The organism is Bradyrhizobium australiense, from assembly GCF_013114825.1.
Taxonomy (GTDB): domain Bacteria; phylum Pseudomonadota; class Alphaproteobacteria; order Rhizobiales; family Xanthobacteraceae; genus Bradyrhizobium; species Bradyrhizobium australiense.
Window position 1 is genome coordinate 368,890 of record NZ_JAAVLX010000003.1, and the last position, 16,925, is coordinate 385,814.

Here is a 16,925-nt window from a genome sequence, read left to right on the forward strand (position 1 = left end):
CGCTCGCAATGGCGGTGAGAGACTTTCCCGTCCCTCACGAAAGCCCTTATGCATCACGCCTTGCGCTTCGCCGCTTCCTTCTGCAGGTCCGGCGCGTTGATGGTCGGGATCGCGACCCGGCCCGGGCCCGTCAGCGGCAGGGCGGCGGCGGCCTTTTCATTCTCCATTATTTTCGCCATCACGGCCTGACCCGCGCGCTCGAACACCGCGCGGTTCTCGATCAGGAATTTTTGCGATTCACGCAGTTTTGCGGCATAGCCGTTGATTTCCGGGACTACGTAGCGGGCGACCATATCCCAGCTACGCCTTGTGTTTTCCGGGTTTGCCCAGTCGTGCACGAAGCCGATGATGGCGCCGACGCCGCCCGAGACGTGCATCAAATTCTTGATGGTTTTGACAAGATCATCCGGCGTGCCGATGGTGGAGGCGGCATTCTCGCCGCCGGCGGTTTTCTCGACCGCGTCCTCGGGCGAGGTGAACGGCTCCAGCCCCGGCCGCTGCAGTGTGCGGACATTATATTCGTTGTGCCAGCGCATCAGGCCGGGACCGGCCTCGCGCTGCGCCTGCTCTCGCGTCTCGGCGATATGCCAGCTTAGCAGCACGCGCCAATCGGAACGGCTCACGGTGGTGCCGGCCTTCTTGGCCGCATCCTCGGCAAAGCCCCATTGCGTCGGCAGCGCCATCAGGCCCTGCGTCGACATCGAGCCGAGCGAGATGATGCCGATGCCGTATTTGCCGGCAAGCGTCATGCCCGACGGCGAAATCTGCGACGCCACCACGCATGGCATCTCTTCCTGCAGCGGCAGCAGTTGCAGTGCGGCGTCCTGCATGGTGAACCAGTCGCTCTTGGCGGTGACGCGCTCGCCCTTGAACAGACGGCGAATGATCGCGAGCGCCTCGTCCTGACGGTCGCGCTGGGTCATCGGATCGATGCCGAGCGTGTGTGCGTCGGAGGCCAGCGCGCCCGGACCGGAGCCGAAGATGGCGCGGCCGCCGGTCATCCAGTCGAGTTGCACCATGCGCTGCGCGACGTTGTAGGGGTGGTGATAGGGCAGTGAGATCACGCCGGTGCCGAGCTTGATGCGCTTGGTGCGCTCGCCGGCAGCGGCCAGAAACATTTCCGGCGAGGCGATCATTTCCCAGCCAGAGGAATGGTGCTCGCCGCACCAGAATTCGTCGAAGCCGAGCGCATCGATCTGCTCGACGAAGTCAAGGTCGCGGCGGAACTGCAGCAACGGATGCTCGCCGATCGGATGATGCGGGGCGAGAAAGGCTCCGAATTTCAGGCGTGCCATGGGTGGTTCTCTCCGGATTTATTTGTTCTTTGGAATTGCTCGGCGCCAAGGGTACGGGGCGAGCCTTGGCAAGGCAATGCTCGTCAGCCCGCCGCCAGCGCATGGATGTCGCGCGATGTTGGCTGACTTGCCGCCGCCCGGAATTATGCACGCTTTCTAGCTGAATTAAGAAAGTTACCCGCCAGGTAATCGCGGACATGACGGCGGCTTGAGATGATCCGGCAAAGATTCCCGGAGAAGGCCCGTTCACATGCATCAGATCGTCTCCCATCCCGTCGACACGTCGCGCCGCTGGCTTGTGCTCGCAACCGTTGTCGCGGCGCAACTCATGTTCGGGATCGATGCCTTCATCGTCAATGTCGCGATCCCGACCATTGCGGCCGAACTTCACGCGAGCGCGGCGCAGATCGAGGCGGTCATCGCGATTTACCTGATCGCCTATGCCACCCTCGTCGTCACCGGCGGACGGCTCGGCGATATCTATGGCACGCGCAACGTGTTCATCGCAGGCGTGGCGGGCTTCACCGTCACCTCGCTGTGGTGCGCGCTCGCGCAATCCGGTCCCGAATTGATCGTGGCGCGGCTGGCGCAGGGCGCCACCGCGGCATTGATGGTGCCGCAGGTGCTCGCCACCATCCATTTGCTGTTTGCGGACGCCTCCCGCGCCCGCGCGTTCGGCATTTACGGCATCGTGCTCGGGCTCGCCGGCGCAGCCGGCTTTCTGGCCGGTGGCGTTCTGGTGACACTCGATCTCGCAGGCGTCGGCTGGCGGGCGGTGTTCTTCGTCAATGTGCCCTTTGGCGCTGTTATCATCGCCGCAGCCTGGAAGCTCCTGCCGACGGCGCCTCGCCGGGCCGGCACGCGGCTGGATATTCCTGGCGCCATTGTGCTGTTTTTCGGTCTGCTGTGCCTGATCGGCCCGCTGCTGTTTGGTCATGACATGCACTGGTCACCATAGGTCTGGCTGGCGATGGCGGTGGGGCTTGCCATCATCGCCGCCTTCCTGCGGCTGGAGGGCGCGGTCGCGCGCCGCGGCGGAATGCCGCTGATCGATCTTTCGCTCCTGTCGGATGCCGCATTCATGCGGGGGCTGGCCGCCGTATTCTTTTTCTTCTTCGCCAACCTGTCATTCTACCTCGTTCTGACAATTTACCTGCAGAAGGGGCTGCACATTCCGCCGCTGCAGGCTGGCCTCATCTTCCTGCCGCTGGCGCTGACCTTCGTGATCGCCTCGCGCCATAGTGGAATACGCGCCAAACATCGCGGCACGCTGGTATTGATCGAGGGCTGCGCGGTCCAGATCGCGGGCCTTGCGGCCGTGGTGGCTGCGGTCGAATGGATCGAGGCGCCGTCCGCGATCGTACTTGCGTTGGTGCTGACGATTTTCGGTTATGGCCAGGGGCTCGTGATGGCGCCGCTATCGAGCGCGGTGCTCTCGACCGTGAAGCCGACAAGCGCCGGTGCGGGCTCCGGCATGTACGGCACGACAGCACAAATCGCCAATGCTGCCGGCGTGGCCGCGATCGGCGCGGTGTTCTTCGCGATCGACTCCATCCAGTCGGCTCGACCGGCGCTGCTCGTCGCGTGCGCGCTGTTTGCGCTGTCGATCATCGTCTGCGCCGTATTCCTGACATGGATGCGTCGGATCACAGGATGACAAATTATCGTCAATTGCCAAAATTTGATTGTGGGGAATGACAGTGCACGGTCTTTTTATTTTGCACTGCAGCAACTATCTGTTCTGGATAGCGTAGGTTAAGAACAATCGCCCCAGGAGCTGTCGTTGTCTCTCGCCAAGAACGTCGAATTCTTGCGCCATTTGCCGAAGCTGAACGGCTTCACTGGCTTGGGAATCTATGGCCGAAGCACGTCGCCCGAGGCCGGCAGTCCGCTCGCCGAAATTAGCGGATTCGGCACCAATCCAGGTGCGCTCAAAATGTTTGCGTTTGTGCCGGAGCAATTGTTGCCCGCGCGCGCCCTTGTCGTTGTGCTGCATGGCTGCGGCCAGACCGCGGCCGGTTACGATTTCGGCACCGGCTGGTCGACGCTCGCCAAACGCTACGGCTTTGCCTTGCTGATGCCGGAGCAGCAGGCATCGAACAACGCCAACACCTGTTTCAACTGGTTCAATCCGGGCGACATCGCGCGCGGCCGCGGCGAGGCCGCTTCGATCCGGCAGATGGTTGCGCGGATGATCGCCGATCACAAGATCGATCCGCGCCGCATCTTCATCACCGGGCTTTCCGCCGGCGGCGCGATGACGTCGGCGATGCTGGCTGTCTATCCGGAAGTGTTCGCGGGCGGCGCCATTATCGCTGGCCTGCCCTACGGTATCGCCAGCAATGTCCGTGAAGCGCTCGGCGGCATGATGCAGTCGACCTCACGCCCCGCCGGCAAGCTGGGCGATCTCGTGCGCAAGGCCTCCAAGCACCGGGGACCATGGCCGAAAGTGTCGGTGTGGCACGGCAGCGCCGACCGCACCGTCAATCCGGGCAACGCCAATGAGATCGTCAAGCAGTGGCTCGACGTCCACGGTTTGCCGGCCGAACCCATGTCGATAGGGGAGGTGGACGGCCATCCGCGCGAAGTCTGGTGGAACGCCGACGGCGAGACCGTCGTGGAGTCGTACACCATCACCGACATGGCCCACGGCACGCCGCTGGGGCTGGCCGGCAATGACGAGCGCTACGGCGCGGAAGGCGCTTTCCTGATCGAGGCGGGAATTTCCTCGTCCTATCACATTGCAAATTTCTTCGGCCTGACCGAGCGCGTCAGTCCGACCAGCGAAGCGGCCAGGCCGGCGCAGGCGCCGAAGATCGTTCCGTCGGCGGCCACGGAATCGTTGCAGTCGTCCGATCTCGCCGCCAGACTCTGGTCGAGGACTCACAAGCCGGTTCGCCAACACAAGCCGGCGCCGCGCGAACCGACGCGTCGCGGCATTGATGTCGGCGGCGTCATCACCCGCGCGCTGACGGCGGCGGGATTGATGAAGTAGCCGGGCTTTACGGCAGTCAGGCGGATAATTTCAGCTCACATCTCGCCGGTAAGGAACGGATTGGTCAGCCGCTCCTGGCCGAGGCTGGAGCCGGCGCCATGGCCGCAGATGAAGCCGACGTCGTCGCCGAGCGGCAATAGCTTTTCCCTGATCGATTCGATCAGCGTGGCGTGGCTGCCGCCGGGCAGATCGGTACGCCCGACCGAGCCGTTGAACAGCACGTCGCCGACATGGGCGAAGCGCAATTCCTTGTTGAAGAACACCACGCTGCCCGGTGAGTGGCCGGGGCAGTGCAGGATGTCGAAGGTAAGTTCGCCGATCGAGACCTGATCGCCTTCGTCGAGCCAGCGGTCGGGCCCGAAATTGCGCACCCCGGTCATGCCGAAGCGCTCGCCGCTCGAGACGACGTTGTCGAGCAGGAATTTATCGGCGATATGCGGACCCTCGATCTTGACCTGCAGCGCGTCGCGCAAGTCGGCGGCGCCGCCGACATGATCGATATGGCCGTGCGTCAGCCAGATCTTCTCGACCGTGACGCCGGTCTGCTTGATCGCTTCCAGAATTTTGGGAACGTCCCCGCCGGGGTCGATCACCACGGCCTTCTTGGAAGGTTCGTGCCAGATGATAGTGCAGTTCTGCTCGAACAGCGTCACCGGCACGATCATCGCGCCGGCCTTTGCCTGGCTCTCCGCCTGGGTATCGGTTTTGTTTTCCATTTGAGGAACATATCCATCCCCGGAAGGTCGTCAACACGGGTTTGCAATCATCGTGTAACCGGCGTGTGATCCACACGGCTCCGTGATAGCGTTGCGCGTCGTGTGACGGGTTGGCGTGCGAGGGCCTGTATCGCCTTCGCCGGACAGTTTCGGATTTCCATCAGGTTCGGCAGTTGGGATTTCCATGGGTCAGGCTTCTGCATCGCCGCTGGTCGGTCCTCGCACCACGGCTCGCGCCTTCTTTGTCGGCGATCGCCTGAATACGTCGGGCCTCGAACGTGGCGATGTCCTTGCCACCACACCGCTAGCATTTCGCGTCAATACCAGTGGCGTCGCGATTCTCTTCCGCTATGGCGTGGTGGTGTTGATCGGACTGAATGCGCTGGAAGAGGAGGAATTCCTTCGCGGCCTGGACCAGCGCATGACGGGAAAGTTTGCACGGCGTGACGAGGAAATCGCCATCATCGAACTGGCCCCCGAAAGGGACGACCAGATTCCACCTGGCGGGCCGATCTGCCTGCAAAGCCTTTCGCCTGAGCGGCTGATCCTGATCGGCGAGGCGTTGGCAAAGAGCGTCGTTCTGGCTCGGCACGAGCGCGAGGTGGCCAGCGTCTTTGACACGACCGAACCGTTCGCGCAGGAACTGGCGCGGAGCGGGCGTATGCGCGGCGGCCGTCGCTCGATCCTGAAAAATATCGGCAACGCGCTTCTGGTGCGGCATCGGGTATCGGGGCCGGTCGAGGTGGAAGAGAAGCCCGACGTGCTCTGGGACAAGCCGCATCTGGAGCGGCTGTATGCCCGGCTGGAGGACGAGTACGAGCTCAAGGAACGCGCGGAATCGCTGAACCGCAAACTCGCCGTGATTGCCGAGTCCGCGCAGGTGTTGACCGATATCATCGACACGCGGCGCTCGCTGCGGCTCGAAGTGATCATCGTGCTGCTGATTTTGTTTGAGGTGATTATGACGATCTACCAGCTCGCCATGGGCCGACAGGCCTGAATGACTCGGTCATTCCGGGATGGTCTGTAGAACCAGACCTCAGATGTGCAATTGCGCATCGCGGAATCTCGAGATTCCGGATTCATCGCTGCGCGATGCTCGGGAATGACGGGTAGGTGATACTACCGCTTGATCTGCGCCTTCAGCGTGTCCTCGACCACGCGGTCGAACGACGACGCTTTCGGCGGCGCCTTGGCGCGCTGATCGGCGACGTATCCGTCGCGCTTGGCCACACGCGCCGTGAGCTTCTCGTTGAGCGCCTTGCGCTGGGTCATCTGCTGTTGACCTCGTCCATGCGCTGCTCGGGCGGCATCGCGCGGAGATTGACGATGATGTCCTTCTGCTTCGCCAGCGACAGTGTGACCGGATATTTGGTGTCCTGCGCGTAATCCATGTGCGGCGGCGCATCGCCGACCAGGAACACGATCCGCCTGGTATCGCCGCCGCTCGTCCATTGCAGCTTGTTGACGGCCACATCGAGCGCCTCATTGACGCTTTCCGGCCAGTCGCCGCCGCCGCACGCTTTCAATTCCAAAAGGCTGGCGTAGAGATCCTGGATATCGGTGGTGAGTTCGACCTTCTTGGTCACGCAGTCGTCGCCGATGTCGCGATAGGCGACGAGCCCCATCCGATGTCGGCGTCGGGATTGGAATCGACGATCGCGGTCGCGATCGACCAGATCTTGCGCTTGGCGCCTTCGATCAGGCCGCCCATCGAGCCGGTGGTATCCAGCACGAAGGCGACTTCGACGGCGGATTTTGCGTTGGCCTGCGACAGGCCGGCGGAAGGGTAGCGAGAGCGAAGGCAAAAGCGGGGGGTGCGATGCGGTGCATCGTTAGATCTCCTTCAGTGTTTTGTCCCTCGGGACCAAAGTTCCCAAGGCTGCGCGGTGCGCAGAGGTCGAAAACAAGGCGGGCCGGGGACAGATTTGCGGCCAGCTCGGCGAGAGGCCGCCTGTTGGACGGCTCGAAATCGGTTAAGGTTCGAGCGCCATGGAATCACCCGCCCGTCAGATCAGCCTCGTACCTGCGCCGGACCGCCGCCAGTCGGAGACGGCACTGGCGATCGCGCGCGGCACCGCGCGGCTGTTGCGGTCGCTGGGGTTTTCCTGCATCAGCGAGTTGCCGCTGCCGTCGGGCCGGCGCGCCGACCTGGTGGCGCTGAACGAGCGCGGCGAAATCTGGATCGTCGAGATCAAGTCATCGGTGGAAGATCTGCGCGCCGATCAGAAATGGCAGGACTACCGGATGCATTGCGACCGGCTATTCTTCGCCTTCACGCAGGACCTTCCTTGCGAGATATTTCCTGAAGATACCGGCCTGATCATCGCCGACGCCTATGGCGCGCACCTGCACTGCGAGGCGCCCGAGCATCGCCTGCCGGCAGCAACGCGCAAATCGATGACGGTGCGCTTTGCGATGGCGGCAGCGCAACGGATCAACCGGTTGATCGACCCGCAGGGGCACGGGGAGTTTTAGCGGGAATCGTAGCCCGGATGGAGCGAAGCGCAATCCGGGTCGGCCACTCCGCTTGCGAGATTCCCCGATTTCGCTGCGCTCCATCCGGGCTACAAGAAAATCACCGCGGCGCGCGCTTCGCCAGAATCCGCTGCAGGGTGCGGCGGTGCATATTCAGACGCCGCGCGGTTTCGGAGACGTTGCGGTTGCACATTTCGTAGATGCGCTGAATGTGTTCCCAGCGCACGCGATCCGCCGACATCGGATTGGACGGCAGCTCGGATTTCTCGGTGCCGCTGGCAAGCAATGCTGCGACCACGTCGTCGGCATCCGCCGGCTTCGAGAGATAGTCTACGGCGCCCATCTTCACGGCGGTGACGGCGGTTGCGATGTTGCCGTAGCCGGTCAGCACAATGGTGCGCGCGTCGGGGCGCTTGCGTTTGAGCGCCGACACCACGTCGAGCCCGTTGCCGTCGCCGAGCCGCAGGTCCACGACCGCAAAGGCCGGGGCCGCCTTGTTGATCTGCGCCAGCCCGTCGGAGACGGTATCACAGGATGTCACCGCGAAGCCGCGGGTTTCCATCGCGCGCGACAGGCGCTCCAGAAACGGCTTGTCGTCCTCGACGATCAGCAGCGAGCGGTCGGCGAGATCGTTCAGTTCGGCGATAGCGTTCAAGGCAGGGTTTCCCGGTTGCGGATGCGGAGCACTATATAGAGCATATGGCGTGGCGATTTTGCACTGCCAAGGGCCCCAGGTCTAATCGGCTGATCCGGCAGCGGTTTCCGAGGGTTCCTCCGCCTCGAAACGTTCGCGCGGCCAGACGATCCGAACTACGGCGCCGTGATCGGGAAACGTCCGGTTGGAGAACGACACCTTGGCGCCGGTGCGCTCCAAGAGCGTACGGGCGATGAATATGCCAAGACCGAGCCCGGCACGCGCGCTTTGGGCTTCATCCGCACTGCGCCGCCGCGATAAATACGGTTCGCCGATCCGTTTCAACATGTCGGGCGGGATGCCGGGGCCGTCGTCGGAGATCACGATTTCAACCGTATCCGCGTTCCACCAGGCGTTAACCTCCACCGTTGTCCGCGCGAAGTCGACGGCATTCTCCAGGATGTTGCCGACGCCGTAGAGAATCGCCGGGTTCCGAGCGCCGACCGGCTCGCGGGTGGCTGCGACAGCAAGCCGCACCTTGATCGCGACGCCGAAATCACGATGCGGCGCCACCACTTCCTCGATCAGCGTCGACAGCGGCATGAGGTCGAACGGCGCTCCAGAGGAGGAAAGCTGGGTGATCTTGGCCAGGATGTCGCGGCAGCGCTGCGCCTGCTCGCGCAGGGTCTTGAGTTCGGCGGCGAGATGGTCGTCGCCATGGACGGTCTTTTCCAGCTCGCGCGAAATCAGGAAGATCGTCGATAGGGGCGTGCCGAGTTCATGGGCGGCGGCAGCGGCGAGGCCGTCGAGCTGAGTCAGATGCTGCTCGCGCGTCAGCACCAGCTCGGCCGCGGCCAGCGCATCGGCAAGTTTTCGCGCTTCCTCGGTCGCCTGGAACGCATAGAGCGAGGTGACGCCGATCGCGAGCACGATCGAGAGCCAGACGCCGAACAGATAGATCGGCGGCAGCACCAGCGGGTCTTCGCTATCCCAGGGCAACTGTAAATGGAAGAACACCAGCGCCGAGGCGCAGGCGACCGCGAGCAGACCGAGCCCAACCGTCATCCGGATCGGCAGAACCGTCGCCGAGATCAAGACGGGGGCCAGGAACAGAAATGAAAACGGATTCTGCAGGCCCCCGGTCAGGAACAGGAGCGCGGCCAATTCGACGATGTTGAGCGCGAGCAGCGCCGCCGCATAGACCGGTTCCAGGCGTTGCATCGGGTTGAAGGCAACCTGCAGCGCAAGATTGAGCAGCGCCGAGATGCCGACGACGGCGACGCAGGCAATGACGGGAAAGTCGAACTCCAGCCCATGCGCCACGATGAAGATCGCGGTGAGCTGGCCGAGCGCCGCCAGCCAGCGCAGCCGGAGAATCGTATCGAGACGGACATAGCGGTGCGGATGACGGAAATCGGAAGCTTCAACATCGGACATTGCTGGAGTTTAGCTGTCGCAGCGCGCGATCACAAATTGGCTGGCTCGCGTGTGGTGCAGGGCCTCATGGTTCTCCCGGCGATGCGAAGCATCGTCCGGAGACGCGCGGCGTTGCCGCGCTCCTCACCATGAGGGGATAGTCTGCCCTCATGGTGAGGAGCCGCGAAAGCGGCGTCTCGAACCATGCAGGCCCGCCCGCCGCCCAGAAGTGCAAAGCCTTGCGCTCACCCCCGCAATAGCTCAATGAACGGGCCATAATGGTCGATAGCGAGGCAGTACCAGCGCAATCACCCGCGGCCGGTCCGCAAGGTCCAGCCGCGATCGAGGTCGCGCACCTCATAAAACTCTACAAGACCACCCGCGCCGTCGACGATATCTCGTTCCGGATCGCGCGCGGCAGCGTCACCGGACTGCTCGGCGGTAATGGCGCCGGCAAGACCACGACCATTGCCATGATCATGGGGCTGGTGCTGCCGACCTCGGGCCACGTCCAGGTGCTGGGACACGCGATGCCGGAACAGAGCGCCGAGGTGCTCGGGCGGATGAATTTCGAGAGCCCCTATGTCGATATGCCGACGCGGCTCACGGTGCGGCAGAACCTCACCATCTTCGGCCGGCTCTATGCGGTCAGGAACCTCGCCGAGCGCATCGAACAGCTCGCATCCGACCTTGATCTCAAGGATTTTCTCGACCGTGCCAATGGCAAGCTCTCGGCCGGACAGAAGACCCGCGTCGCGCTGGCGAAGGCGCTGATCAACCGGCCCGAGCTACTCCTGCTCGACGAACCGACCGCGTCGCTCGATCCTGATACCGCCGACTGGGTGCGGCAGCATTTGCAGGACTATCGCCGGACTCATGACGCCACCATCCTGCTGGCGTCGCACAATATGCTGGAAGTGGAACGGCTGTGCGACCGCGTCATCATCATGAAGCGCGGCCGCATCGAGGATGACGACAGTCCCGACCAGATCATGGCGCGCTATAACCGTACCACGCTGGAAGACGTGTTTCTTGATGTCGCGCGCGGCCGGGTCGCGGAGGGGGCACCATGAACAAGGTCGCCAGCGAAATCGTCACCCATCGTGGCATTTCCTCGCATCGCATCCAGGCGATGGTGCTGCGCTATTGGTATCTCCTGATGTCGTCCTGGCCCCGGCTGCTGGAGCTGATCTACTGGCCGGTGCTTCAGATCATCACTTGGGGCTTTCTGCAGAACTACATCTCCCAGACGTCTGGTTTTTTCGCGCGCGCCGGTGGCTCGCTGATCGGCGCCGTGATCCTGTGGGACATCCTATTCCGCGGCCAGCTCGGCTTTTCGATCTCGTTCCTCGAGGAGATGTGGGCGCGCAACATCGGCAACCTGATGATGAGCCCGTTAAAGCCGATCGAGTTTCTGATCTCGCTGATGGTCATGAGCCTGATCCGGCTTGCGATCGGGGTTATCCCGATGACGCTGCTGGCGCTGTTCTTCTTCGATTTCAATTTCTTCGCGATCGGCCTGCCGCTGATCGCGTTCTTCTGCAATCTGATCTTCACGAGCTGGTCGCTCGGGATCTTCGTTTCGGGCCTGGTGCTGCGCAACGGGCTCGGGGCCGAGAGCATCGTCTGGACGATGATGTTCGGCCTGATGCCGCTCGCTTGCGTATACTATCCGGTCGCGGTGTTGCCCGCCTGGCTGCAATGGATCGCCTGGATGCTGCCGCCGACCTATGTGTTCGAGGGGATGCGCGCGCTCCTGATCGATCACACCTTCAGGAGCGACCTGATGGTGTGGTCGCTTGGCATCAACGCGGTGCTGTTCATTGCCTCCTTTGCGACCTTCCTTGCCCTTTTGCGCAGCGCAAAGCGGGTCGGCTCGCTGCTCGGGGGCGGCGAATAGTCACCATTTTCCCGTGGATTTCCGTCGTTTTTTGCGTTTTGGGCACGTAGATATACGGACGTGTGCATTGACGCTTAATTACGCATTCGGCAGTATGCTGCGTCGCAAAACAAGGATCTGAACTAAAATGCCGATTGGTGAGTTTGGCGGCGCACCGCCGCTGGTGGCCGAAGGCAGTCCGGCGCTCACGACGCCGATGTACTGGATGTACGAAATGGGCCACGCGTCGCTCAATCCGGCACGCGCCGTGACCGACGCCACCAAGATCCTGTTTCAAAACCCGCTTAATCCGTGGTCGCACACGCAGTTCGGCAAATCGATCGCGGCGGCCTGCGAATTGTTCGAGCGCACCACGCGCCGCTACGGCAAACCCGAATGGGGGCTCGACTTCACCGAGGTTAACGGCATCCAGACGCCCGTCGAGGTCCGCTCGATCTGGGAAAAGCCGTTCTGCCGCTTGCTGCACTTCGATCGCAAGCTGACCCGGCCGCTACGCGCACCCCATCCGCGCGTCTTGGTCGTGGCGCCGATGTCCGGCCATTACGCGACGCTGCTGCGCGGCACGGTGGAGGCGTTCCTGCCGACGCATGAAGTCTATATCACCGACTGGTCCGACGCGCGGATGGTTCCGCTCACCGAGGGCCGTTTCGATCTCGACGACTATGTCGATTACGTCATCGAGATGCTGCACGTGCTCGGCGGCAACATGCACGTGATAGCGGTGTGCCAGCCTTCGGTGCCCGTGGTGGCGGCGGTTTCCGTGATGGAAGCCGCGCGCGATCCCTTCGTTCCGCTGTCGATGACCTTGATGGGCGGCCCGATTGATACCCGCCGCAACCCAACTTCGGTGAACAACCTCGCCGCCGAGCGCGGCATCGAATGGTTCCGCAATCACGTCATCACCAAGGTCCCGTTCCCGCATCCCGGAGTGGGTCGTGACGTCTATCCAGGCTTCCTGCAGCTCTCGGGTTTCATCACCATGAACCTCGATCGCCATACCGATGCGCACAAGGCTCTGTTCAACAATCTGGTGAAGGGCGACGGCGACATGGTCGACAAACATCGCGAATTCTACGACGAATATCTCGCGGTGATGGATCTGACCGCCGAGTATTATTTGCAGACCGTCGACCTTGTATTCGTCAAGCACGCGCTGCCCAAGGGCGAGATGACCCATCGCGGCAAGCCGGTTGATCCATCGAAAATCCGCCGCGTGGCGCTGATGACGGTGGAAGGCGAGAAGGACGACATCTCCGGCCTCGGTCAGACCGAAGCCACGCACGCGCTGTGCCCCGCGATCCCCGATCATCGACGGGTCCACTACGTGCAAAAGGGCGTTGGACATTACGGTGTGTTCAACGGATCGCGTTTCCGTTCCGAAATCGTGCCGCGCATCTCCGATTTCATGATGTCGGCGGCCAATACCAAGCTCAGCCTGGTTGCTGCAGCCGAATAGCGACGATTTTGGCCTCCGTCGGGGGCGCCAATAAGCTTTTGAAACGATTCACAGAACGGGATTCGCTCCCGACTCAAGGGGTGAGTTCAGACTCATTCCTTGAACCCGTCCGAAGGCACCGGTTCCATCCAAAAAATCCGGTTCCGGGCCCATCCTATAGACGCATTTTAGCACTTAGCCCCTGTATATTGGGCAAATGATTTGTTTTTGCGCCGAACGATTTCCCTGGCGGCGGATATGGCAGAATCCGGGCGAACTCCTGCTCCCCGGACTCTCAGAAATGGCTACTCGCGCCCTCCTTTATCGGCGGCCCGCCGAACCCGCGACTCTTTTGGTCAAACACTGCTCGCAAGTCTTTGCGATCAGGCTGCGTCGGCATCGCCGGGCGCGGCGATACACCTTGCGCATTCATCCGACGGATCGTGAAGCGATCCTGACCATGCCGCCGCGCGGTACTCTCGCCGAAGCCAAGGAGTTCGCGCAGCTTCACGGCGGCTGGATCGCGGCGCGTCTCGGTCGTTTGCCGAAGGCAGCGCCGTTCCAAGCCGGCACTGTCATACCGCTGCGCGGCGTGCCGCACCGGCTGGTGCATCGCGCGGGTGAGCGCGGCACGGTCTGGACCGAAACCCGCGACAGCGGCGAGAAGATCTTGTGCGTGGCCGGCGGCTACGAGCACATGGACCGGCGCGTCCACGACTTTCTCAAGCGCGAAGCGCGCAAGGAGCTGCACAAAGCATCGCTCGCCTATGCCGCGGAACTTGGCGTGCGGGTCAGGCGCGTGTCGATCCGCGATCAGTCGAGCCGCTGGGGTTCATGCACCTCGGCTGGATCGTTGTCGTATTCCTGGCGGCTGATCCTCGCGCCGCCCTATGTGTTGGACTATCTCGCTGCCCATGAGGTCGCGCATCTTGTGGAGATGAACCATTCGCCCCGGTTCTGGCGGGTCGTCGACCGCATCTGCAACCATGTCGAACGCGCCAAGCGCTGGCTCGACACCTACGGCAACGATTTGCACCGTTATGGGGTCGAGGATTAGCTCTTCGCCACCGCACTTACCGCTGTCGTCACCCGCGAAGGCGGGTGACCCAGTATTCCAGAGACAGTGGTGATCAGCCGAGAAGCCGCGGCGTACTGGATACCCCGCTTTCGCGGGGTATGACGGCTAGGAGTACGTGGCACGCGGATCGTTATCTTCCAAACAGCCGGTCCACCAGCCAGCCATCGAGTCCTGCCGCGGCTTCCGGCCGCGCATTTGGATTGGGTGGCGGCGCGGAGGTTCGTGCCGGCGCAGGCCGGTACGAACCGGCTGACGAGACCGGCGCCGACGGACTCGGCGCTGCACTGACCTGCGACGCCGTCTGGAACATGTTCGACAAAAATCCACCGCGCTGCGAATTCGGCAGGGCCGCCACCGGCACGCCCTGATGCGCCGATCGCATGAAGCGGGTCCAGACTTCCACCGGCAGGCCGCCGCCGGTTGCCTTCTTGGTCGGCGAGTTGTCGTCATTGCCGAGCCAGACGCCGGTGACGAGGTTCGCCGTGTAGCCGATGAACCAGGCGTCGCGGAAATCCTGGCTGGTGCCGGTCTTGCCGGCGGCCATCCAGCCCGGAATCTCCGCTTTGCGCGCGGTGCCCGAGAGCAGCGTCTCCTGCATCATCGTGTTCATCATCGCGACATGGCGCGGCTCGATTACCTGGCCGAGTGGATCGGCCGTGCGCTTGTACAGCACCTTGCCTTCGTTGGTGCGGATCTTGGTCACGACATGCGGGGAGACGCCGAGCCCGCCATTGGCAAACGGCGCATAGGCGCCGACCAGCTCGATGACAGATACCTCGGAGGTGCCGAGCGCGATCGAGGGATTGGCCTCGAGTTTGGATGAAATGCCGAGCCGGTGCGCGGTCCGGACCACATTTTTCGGCCCGACTTCGAGGCCGAGCCGTACCGCCACCGTGTTGAGCGACATAGCCAGCGCCTGCGTCAGCGTGACCGAGCCGAAATATTCATGCGTATAGTTCTCCGGGCGCCAGCCCTTGAGATCGAGCGGCGCGTCCTGCCGGATCGTTTCCGGCGTCAGGCCGCCTTCGATCGCCGTCAGATAGATGAATGGCTTGAACGCCGAGCCCGGCTGGCGCTTGGCCGTGACCGCCCGGTTATACTGGCTCTCGGCATAGTTCCGCCCGCCGACCATGGCGCGCACCGCGCCCTCGGGCGTCATCGCCACCAGCGCGCCTTGCGTGACGTTGAATTTCACGCTCTTGGCCGCCAGCTCGTCGATGATCGCGGCTTCCGCCACGCTCTGCAGCTTCGGATCGATCGTGGTCTCGACCACGATGCTCTGGTCGATCTGGCCGACGAGATCGTCGAGCACTTCGCCGATCCAGTCGGCGACGTAATTGACCGTGCCGGCGCCGGCCGGCTTCACGTTGTAGGAGGAATGTCCGATCGAGGCCTTGGCCTGGGCGTCGCTGATGAATTTGGCCTCCGCCATCGCCGCGAGCACGATCTGCGCGCGCTGCTCGGCTCCTTCAGGATTGCGGTTTGGCGCCAGCCGCGATGGCGACTTGACAAGGCCGGCCAGCATGGCGGCTTCCGCGACGGTTACGTTCTTCGCCGATTTGCCGAAATAGCGCTGCGCCGCCGCCTCGATACCATAAGCGCCGGAACCGAAGTAGACGCGGTTCAGATAAAGCTCGAGAATTTCGTTCTTCGAATGCTTGCGCTCCAGCCACAGCGCGAGTTCCACCTCCTGCAGCTTGCGCGCCATCGTCCGTTCCTGGGTCAGGAACAGGTTTTTCGCGAGCTGCTGCGTCAGCGTCGAGCCGCCCTGCGAAACGCCGCGATGCAGGATGTTGGTAACAGCCGCGCGTGCAATGCCGACGGGATCGATGCCGTAATGCGAATAGAAGCGACGGTCCTCGATGGCGATGAAGGCCTTCGGCAGATAGGGCGGCAGATCTTTCAGTGCGATATTGGAGCCCGGCGCTTCGCCGCGCGAGGCCAGCACGCTGCCGTCAACGCCGACAATCTGGATGGTCGGCGGGCGCTTTGGAATTTCCAGCGACTGGATCGCCGGCAAATGCGCGCCGACCCAGACCACGATGCCGATGATCGCGATTGCCGCCCACAGGCCGAGCACCGCGCCCCAATAGATGAGACGTCCGACCTTGAAGCGGCCGCGCGATTTCGAGCGCCGTTTCGCGCCGCTTTTTGCCCCGCGCGGCTTGCGCTCGCGCGGGGGCGGCTCGTCGTCATCTTCGTCCTTGCGATTCGGCACTGGCTTTTTCGGTTTGTCGTCGTCGGTGGCGTCCGGAATGCGATCCGCTGGCGAGAGACGCAGCTCGGCGAGCGCTGCCGGAAGCCCAAATAACGGCTCCTTGCGCGCGCCGCTCTTTTTCCGTCCCCACGCCATGCCAAACGCCGCTCACACCCGTCCCGACGCACGCTAGCGGTGGCTGTTTAAGGCTCGGTTACGGAAAGGTTAATGCGGGATTAGGAGGTGCGGCGGGGCCATATTAGGATTGGCAAACGACAGCGTTCTTAAGGAGAAAACGGCATGGGCCACATCGATCCGACTAAGGAAGTGTTCGCGCAATTCCGGGCCAACGACCGGCCGGGTCCGATCCACATGCTCAACTTGGTCCGGCTGCGTGCTGAGGCCACCTATCCCGACGGCCGCAAGGCGACCGGCGCGGAAGCCTATGCGGCCTATGGGCGCGAAAGCGGCCCGGTGTTCGAACGGCTCGGAGGGCGGATCGTGTGGCAGGGCGGGTTCGAGCTGATGCTGATCGGGCCGCAGGACGAGCGCTGGGATCATTGCTTCATCGCCGAATATCCAAGCGTCGCGGCGTTCGCCGAAATGATCCGCGATCCCGTCTACCGCGAAGCGGTCAAACACCGTCAGGCTGCGGTCGAGGATTCCCGCCTGATCCGCCACGCCGTGCTCCCGGTCGGCAAGACGTTCGGGGAGCTACCGAAGTGACCCCGCTCGGCCGGGCTTGACCCGGCCATCCATCAAGCGAAGCTTCTCATGAAGA

Annotated in this window: 16 protein-coding genes and 1 pseudogene; 9 read left to right on the top strand and 8 right to left on the bottom strand. The window is 63.0% G+C overall.

Features of this window, described 5'->3' with window-relative positions; genetic code table 11:
- Positions 1–53 precede the first annotated feature (53 nt).
- Positions 54–1,295 (bottom strand): LLM class flavin-dependent oxidoreductase, encoded by a 1,242-nt coding sequence (locus HCN58_RS08870; protein ID WP_171578983.1) that lies wholly within the window; start codon positions 1,293–1,295, stop codon positions 54–56.
- Positions 1,296–1,545: 250 nt separating this feature from the next.
- Between HCN58_RS08870 and HCN58_RS08875 the strand changes: the two are divergent.
- Both HCN58_RS08875 and HCN58_RS08880 read left to right on the top strand, forming a co-directional pair.
- Positions 1,546–2,952: pseudogene (locus tag HCN58_RS08875) on the top strand (MFS transporter).
- 126 nt (positions 2,953–3,078) lie between these two features.
- The gene (locus HCN58_RS08880) at positions 3,079–4,290 is read left to right on the top strand and encodes an extracellular catalytic domain type 1 short-chain-length polyhydroxyalkanoate depolymerase (protein ID WP_171578984.1); all 1,212 of its coding nucleotides are present in this window, start codon (positions 3,079–3,081) and stop codon (positions 4,288–4,290) included.
- A gap of 35 nt (positions 4,291–4,325) precedes the next feature.
- Here the strand turns inward: HCN58_RS08880 and HCN58_RS08885 are convergent, their stop codons facing one another.
- Positions 4,326–5,006 (bottom strand): MBL fold metallo-hydrolase, encoded by a 681-nt coding sequence (locus HCN58_RS08885; RefSeq protein ID WP_171578985.1) that lies wholly within the window; start codon positions 5,004–5,006, stop codon positions 4,326–4,328.
- Positions 5,007–5,190: 184 nt separating this feature from the next.
- On the opposite strand from HCN58_RS08885, the gene HCN58_RS08890 reads away from it, so the two are divergent.
- A complete protein-coding gene (locus HCN58_RS08890; protein ID WP_171578986.1) occupies positions 5,191–6,006 on the top strand; it encodes an RMD1 family protein in 816 nt (271 codons plus the stop codon).
- 122 nt (positions 6,007–6,128) lie between these two features.
- On the opposite strand, the gene HCN58_RS37780 is transcribed toward HCN58_RS08890, so the two are convergent.
- From HCN58_RS37780 to HCN58_RS37790, 3 genes are read right to left on the bottom strand one after another with little or no spacing between them, the layout of a single operon-like run.
- On the bottom strand, positions 6,129–6,281 hold the full coding sequence (locus HCN58_RS37780; RefSeq protein ID WP_235983503.1) for a hypothetical protein: 153 nt from the start codon (positions 6,279–6,281) through the stop codon (positions 6,129–6,131).
- Positions 6,278–6,595, bottom strand: a complete 318-nt coding sequence (locus HCN58_RS37785) for a hypothetical protein (protein WP_235983504.1) — start codon at positions 6,593–6,595, stop codon at positions 6,278–6,280. Before HCN58_RS37785 ends, HCN58_RS37780 begins: the two co-directional genes overlap by 4 nt.
- Positions 6,592–6,741 (bottom strand): hypothetical protein, encoded by a 150-nt coding sequence (locus HCN58_RS37790; RefSeq protein ID WP_235983505.1) that lies wholly within the window; start codon positions 6,739–6,741, stop codon positions 6,592–6,594. The genes HCN58_RS37785 and HCN58_RS37790 overlap by 4 nt, the downstream gene beginning before the upstream one ends.
- A 257-nt stretch (positions 6,742–6,998) precedes the next feature.
- Here HCN58_RS37790 and HCN58_RS08900 point away from each other — a divergent pair, with 257 nt between their 5' ends.
- Complete coding sequence (locus HCN58_RS08900) at positions 6,999–7,484, top strand: MmcB family DNA repair protein (RefSeq protein ID WP_171578987.1); 486 nt, start codon at positions 6,999–7,001, stop codon at positions 7,482–7,484.
- 100 nt (positions 7,485–7,584) lie between these two features.
- Here the strand turns inward: HCN58_RS08900 and HCN58_RS08905 are convergent, their stop codons facing one another.
- Positions 7,585–8,139 (bottom strand): ActR/PrrA/RegA family redox response regulator transcription factor, encoded by a 555-nt coding sequence (locus tag HCN58_RS08905; protein ID WP_057852373.1) that lies wholly within the window; start codon positions 8,137–8,139, stop codon positions 7,585–7,587.
- Positions 8,140–8,220: 81 nt separating this feature from the next.
- Complete coding sequence (locus HCN58_RS08910; protein WP_171578988.1) at positions 8,221–9,555, bottom strand: ActS/PrrB/RegB family redox-sensitive histidine kinase; 1,335 nt, start codon at positions 9,553–9,555, stop codon at positions 8,221–8,223.
- Between the two features lie 257 nt (positions 9,556–9,812).
- Here HCN58_RS08910 and HCN58_RS08915 point away from each other — a divergent pair, with 257 nt between their 5' ends.
- The 4 genes from HCN58_RS08915 (at position 9,813) to HCN58_RS08930 (ending at position 13,926) form a co-directional block, all read left to right on the top strand.
- A complete protein-coding gene (locus HCN58_RS08915; RefSeq protein ID WP_171578989.1) occupies positions 9,813–10,607 on the top strand; it encodes an ABC transporter ATP-binding protein in 795 nt (264 codons plus the stop codon).
- On the top strand, positions 10,604–11,434 hold the full coding sequence (locus tag HCN58_RS08920) for an ABC transporter permease (protein WP_235983506.1): 831 nt from the start codon (positions 10,604–10,606) through the stop codon (positions 11,432–11,434). Before HCN58_RS08915 ends, HCN58_RS08920 begins: the two co-directional genes overlap by 4 nt.
- Before the next feature lie 127 nt (positions 11,435–11,561).
- Positions 11,562–12,890, top strand: a complete 1,329-nt coding sequence (locus HCN58_RS08925; RefSeq protein WP_171578990.1) for a polyhydroxyalkanoate depolymerase — start codon at positions 11,562–11,564, stop codon at positions 12,888–12,890.
- 196 nt (positions 12,891–13,086) lie between these two features.
- Positions 13,087–13,926, top strand: a complete 840-nt coding sequence (locus HCN58_RS08930; RefSeq protein ID WP_171578991.1) for a M48 family metallopeptidase — start codon at positions 13,087–13,089, stop codon at positions 13,924–13,926.
- A gap of 151 nt (positions 13,927–14,077) precedes the next feature.
- Here HCN58_RS08930 and HCN58_RS08935 read toward each other — a convergent pair whose 3' ends face one another.
- A complete protein-coding gene (locus HCN58_RS08935) occupies positions 14,078–16,300 on the bottom strand; it encodes a transglycosylase domain-containing protein (protein ID WP_171578992.1) in 2,223 nt (740 codons plus the stop codon).
- Between the two features lie 144 nt (positions 16,301–16,444).
- Here HCN58_RS08935 and HCN58_RS08940 point away from each other — a divergent pair, with 144 nt between their 5' ends.
- Positions 16,445–16,870 (top strand): DUF1330 domain-containing protein, encoded by a 426-nt coding sequence (locus HCN58_RS08940; protein ID WP_171578993.1) that lies wholly within the window; start codon positions 16,445–16,447, stop codon positions 16,868–16,870.
- Positions 16,871–16,925 lie beyond the last annotated feature (55 nt).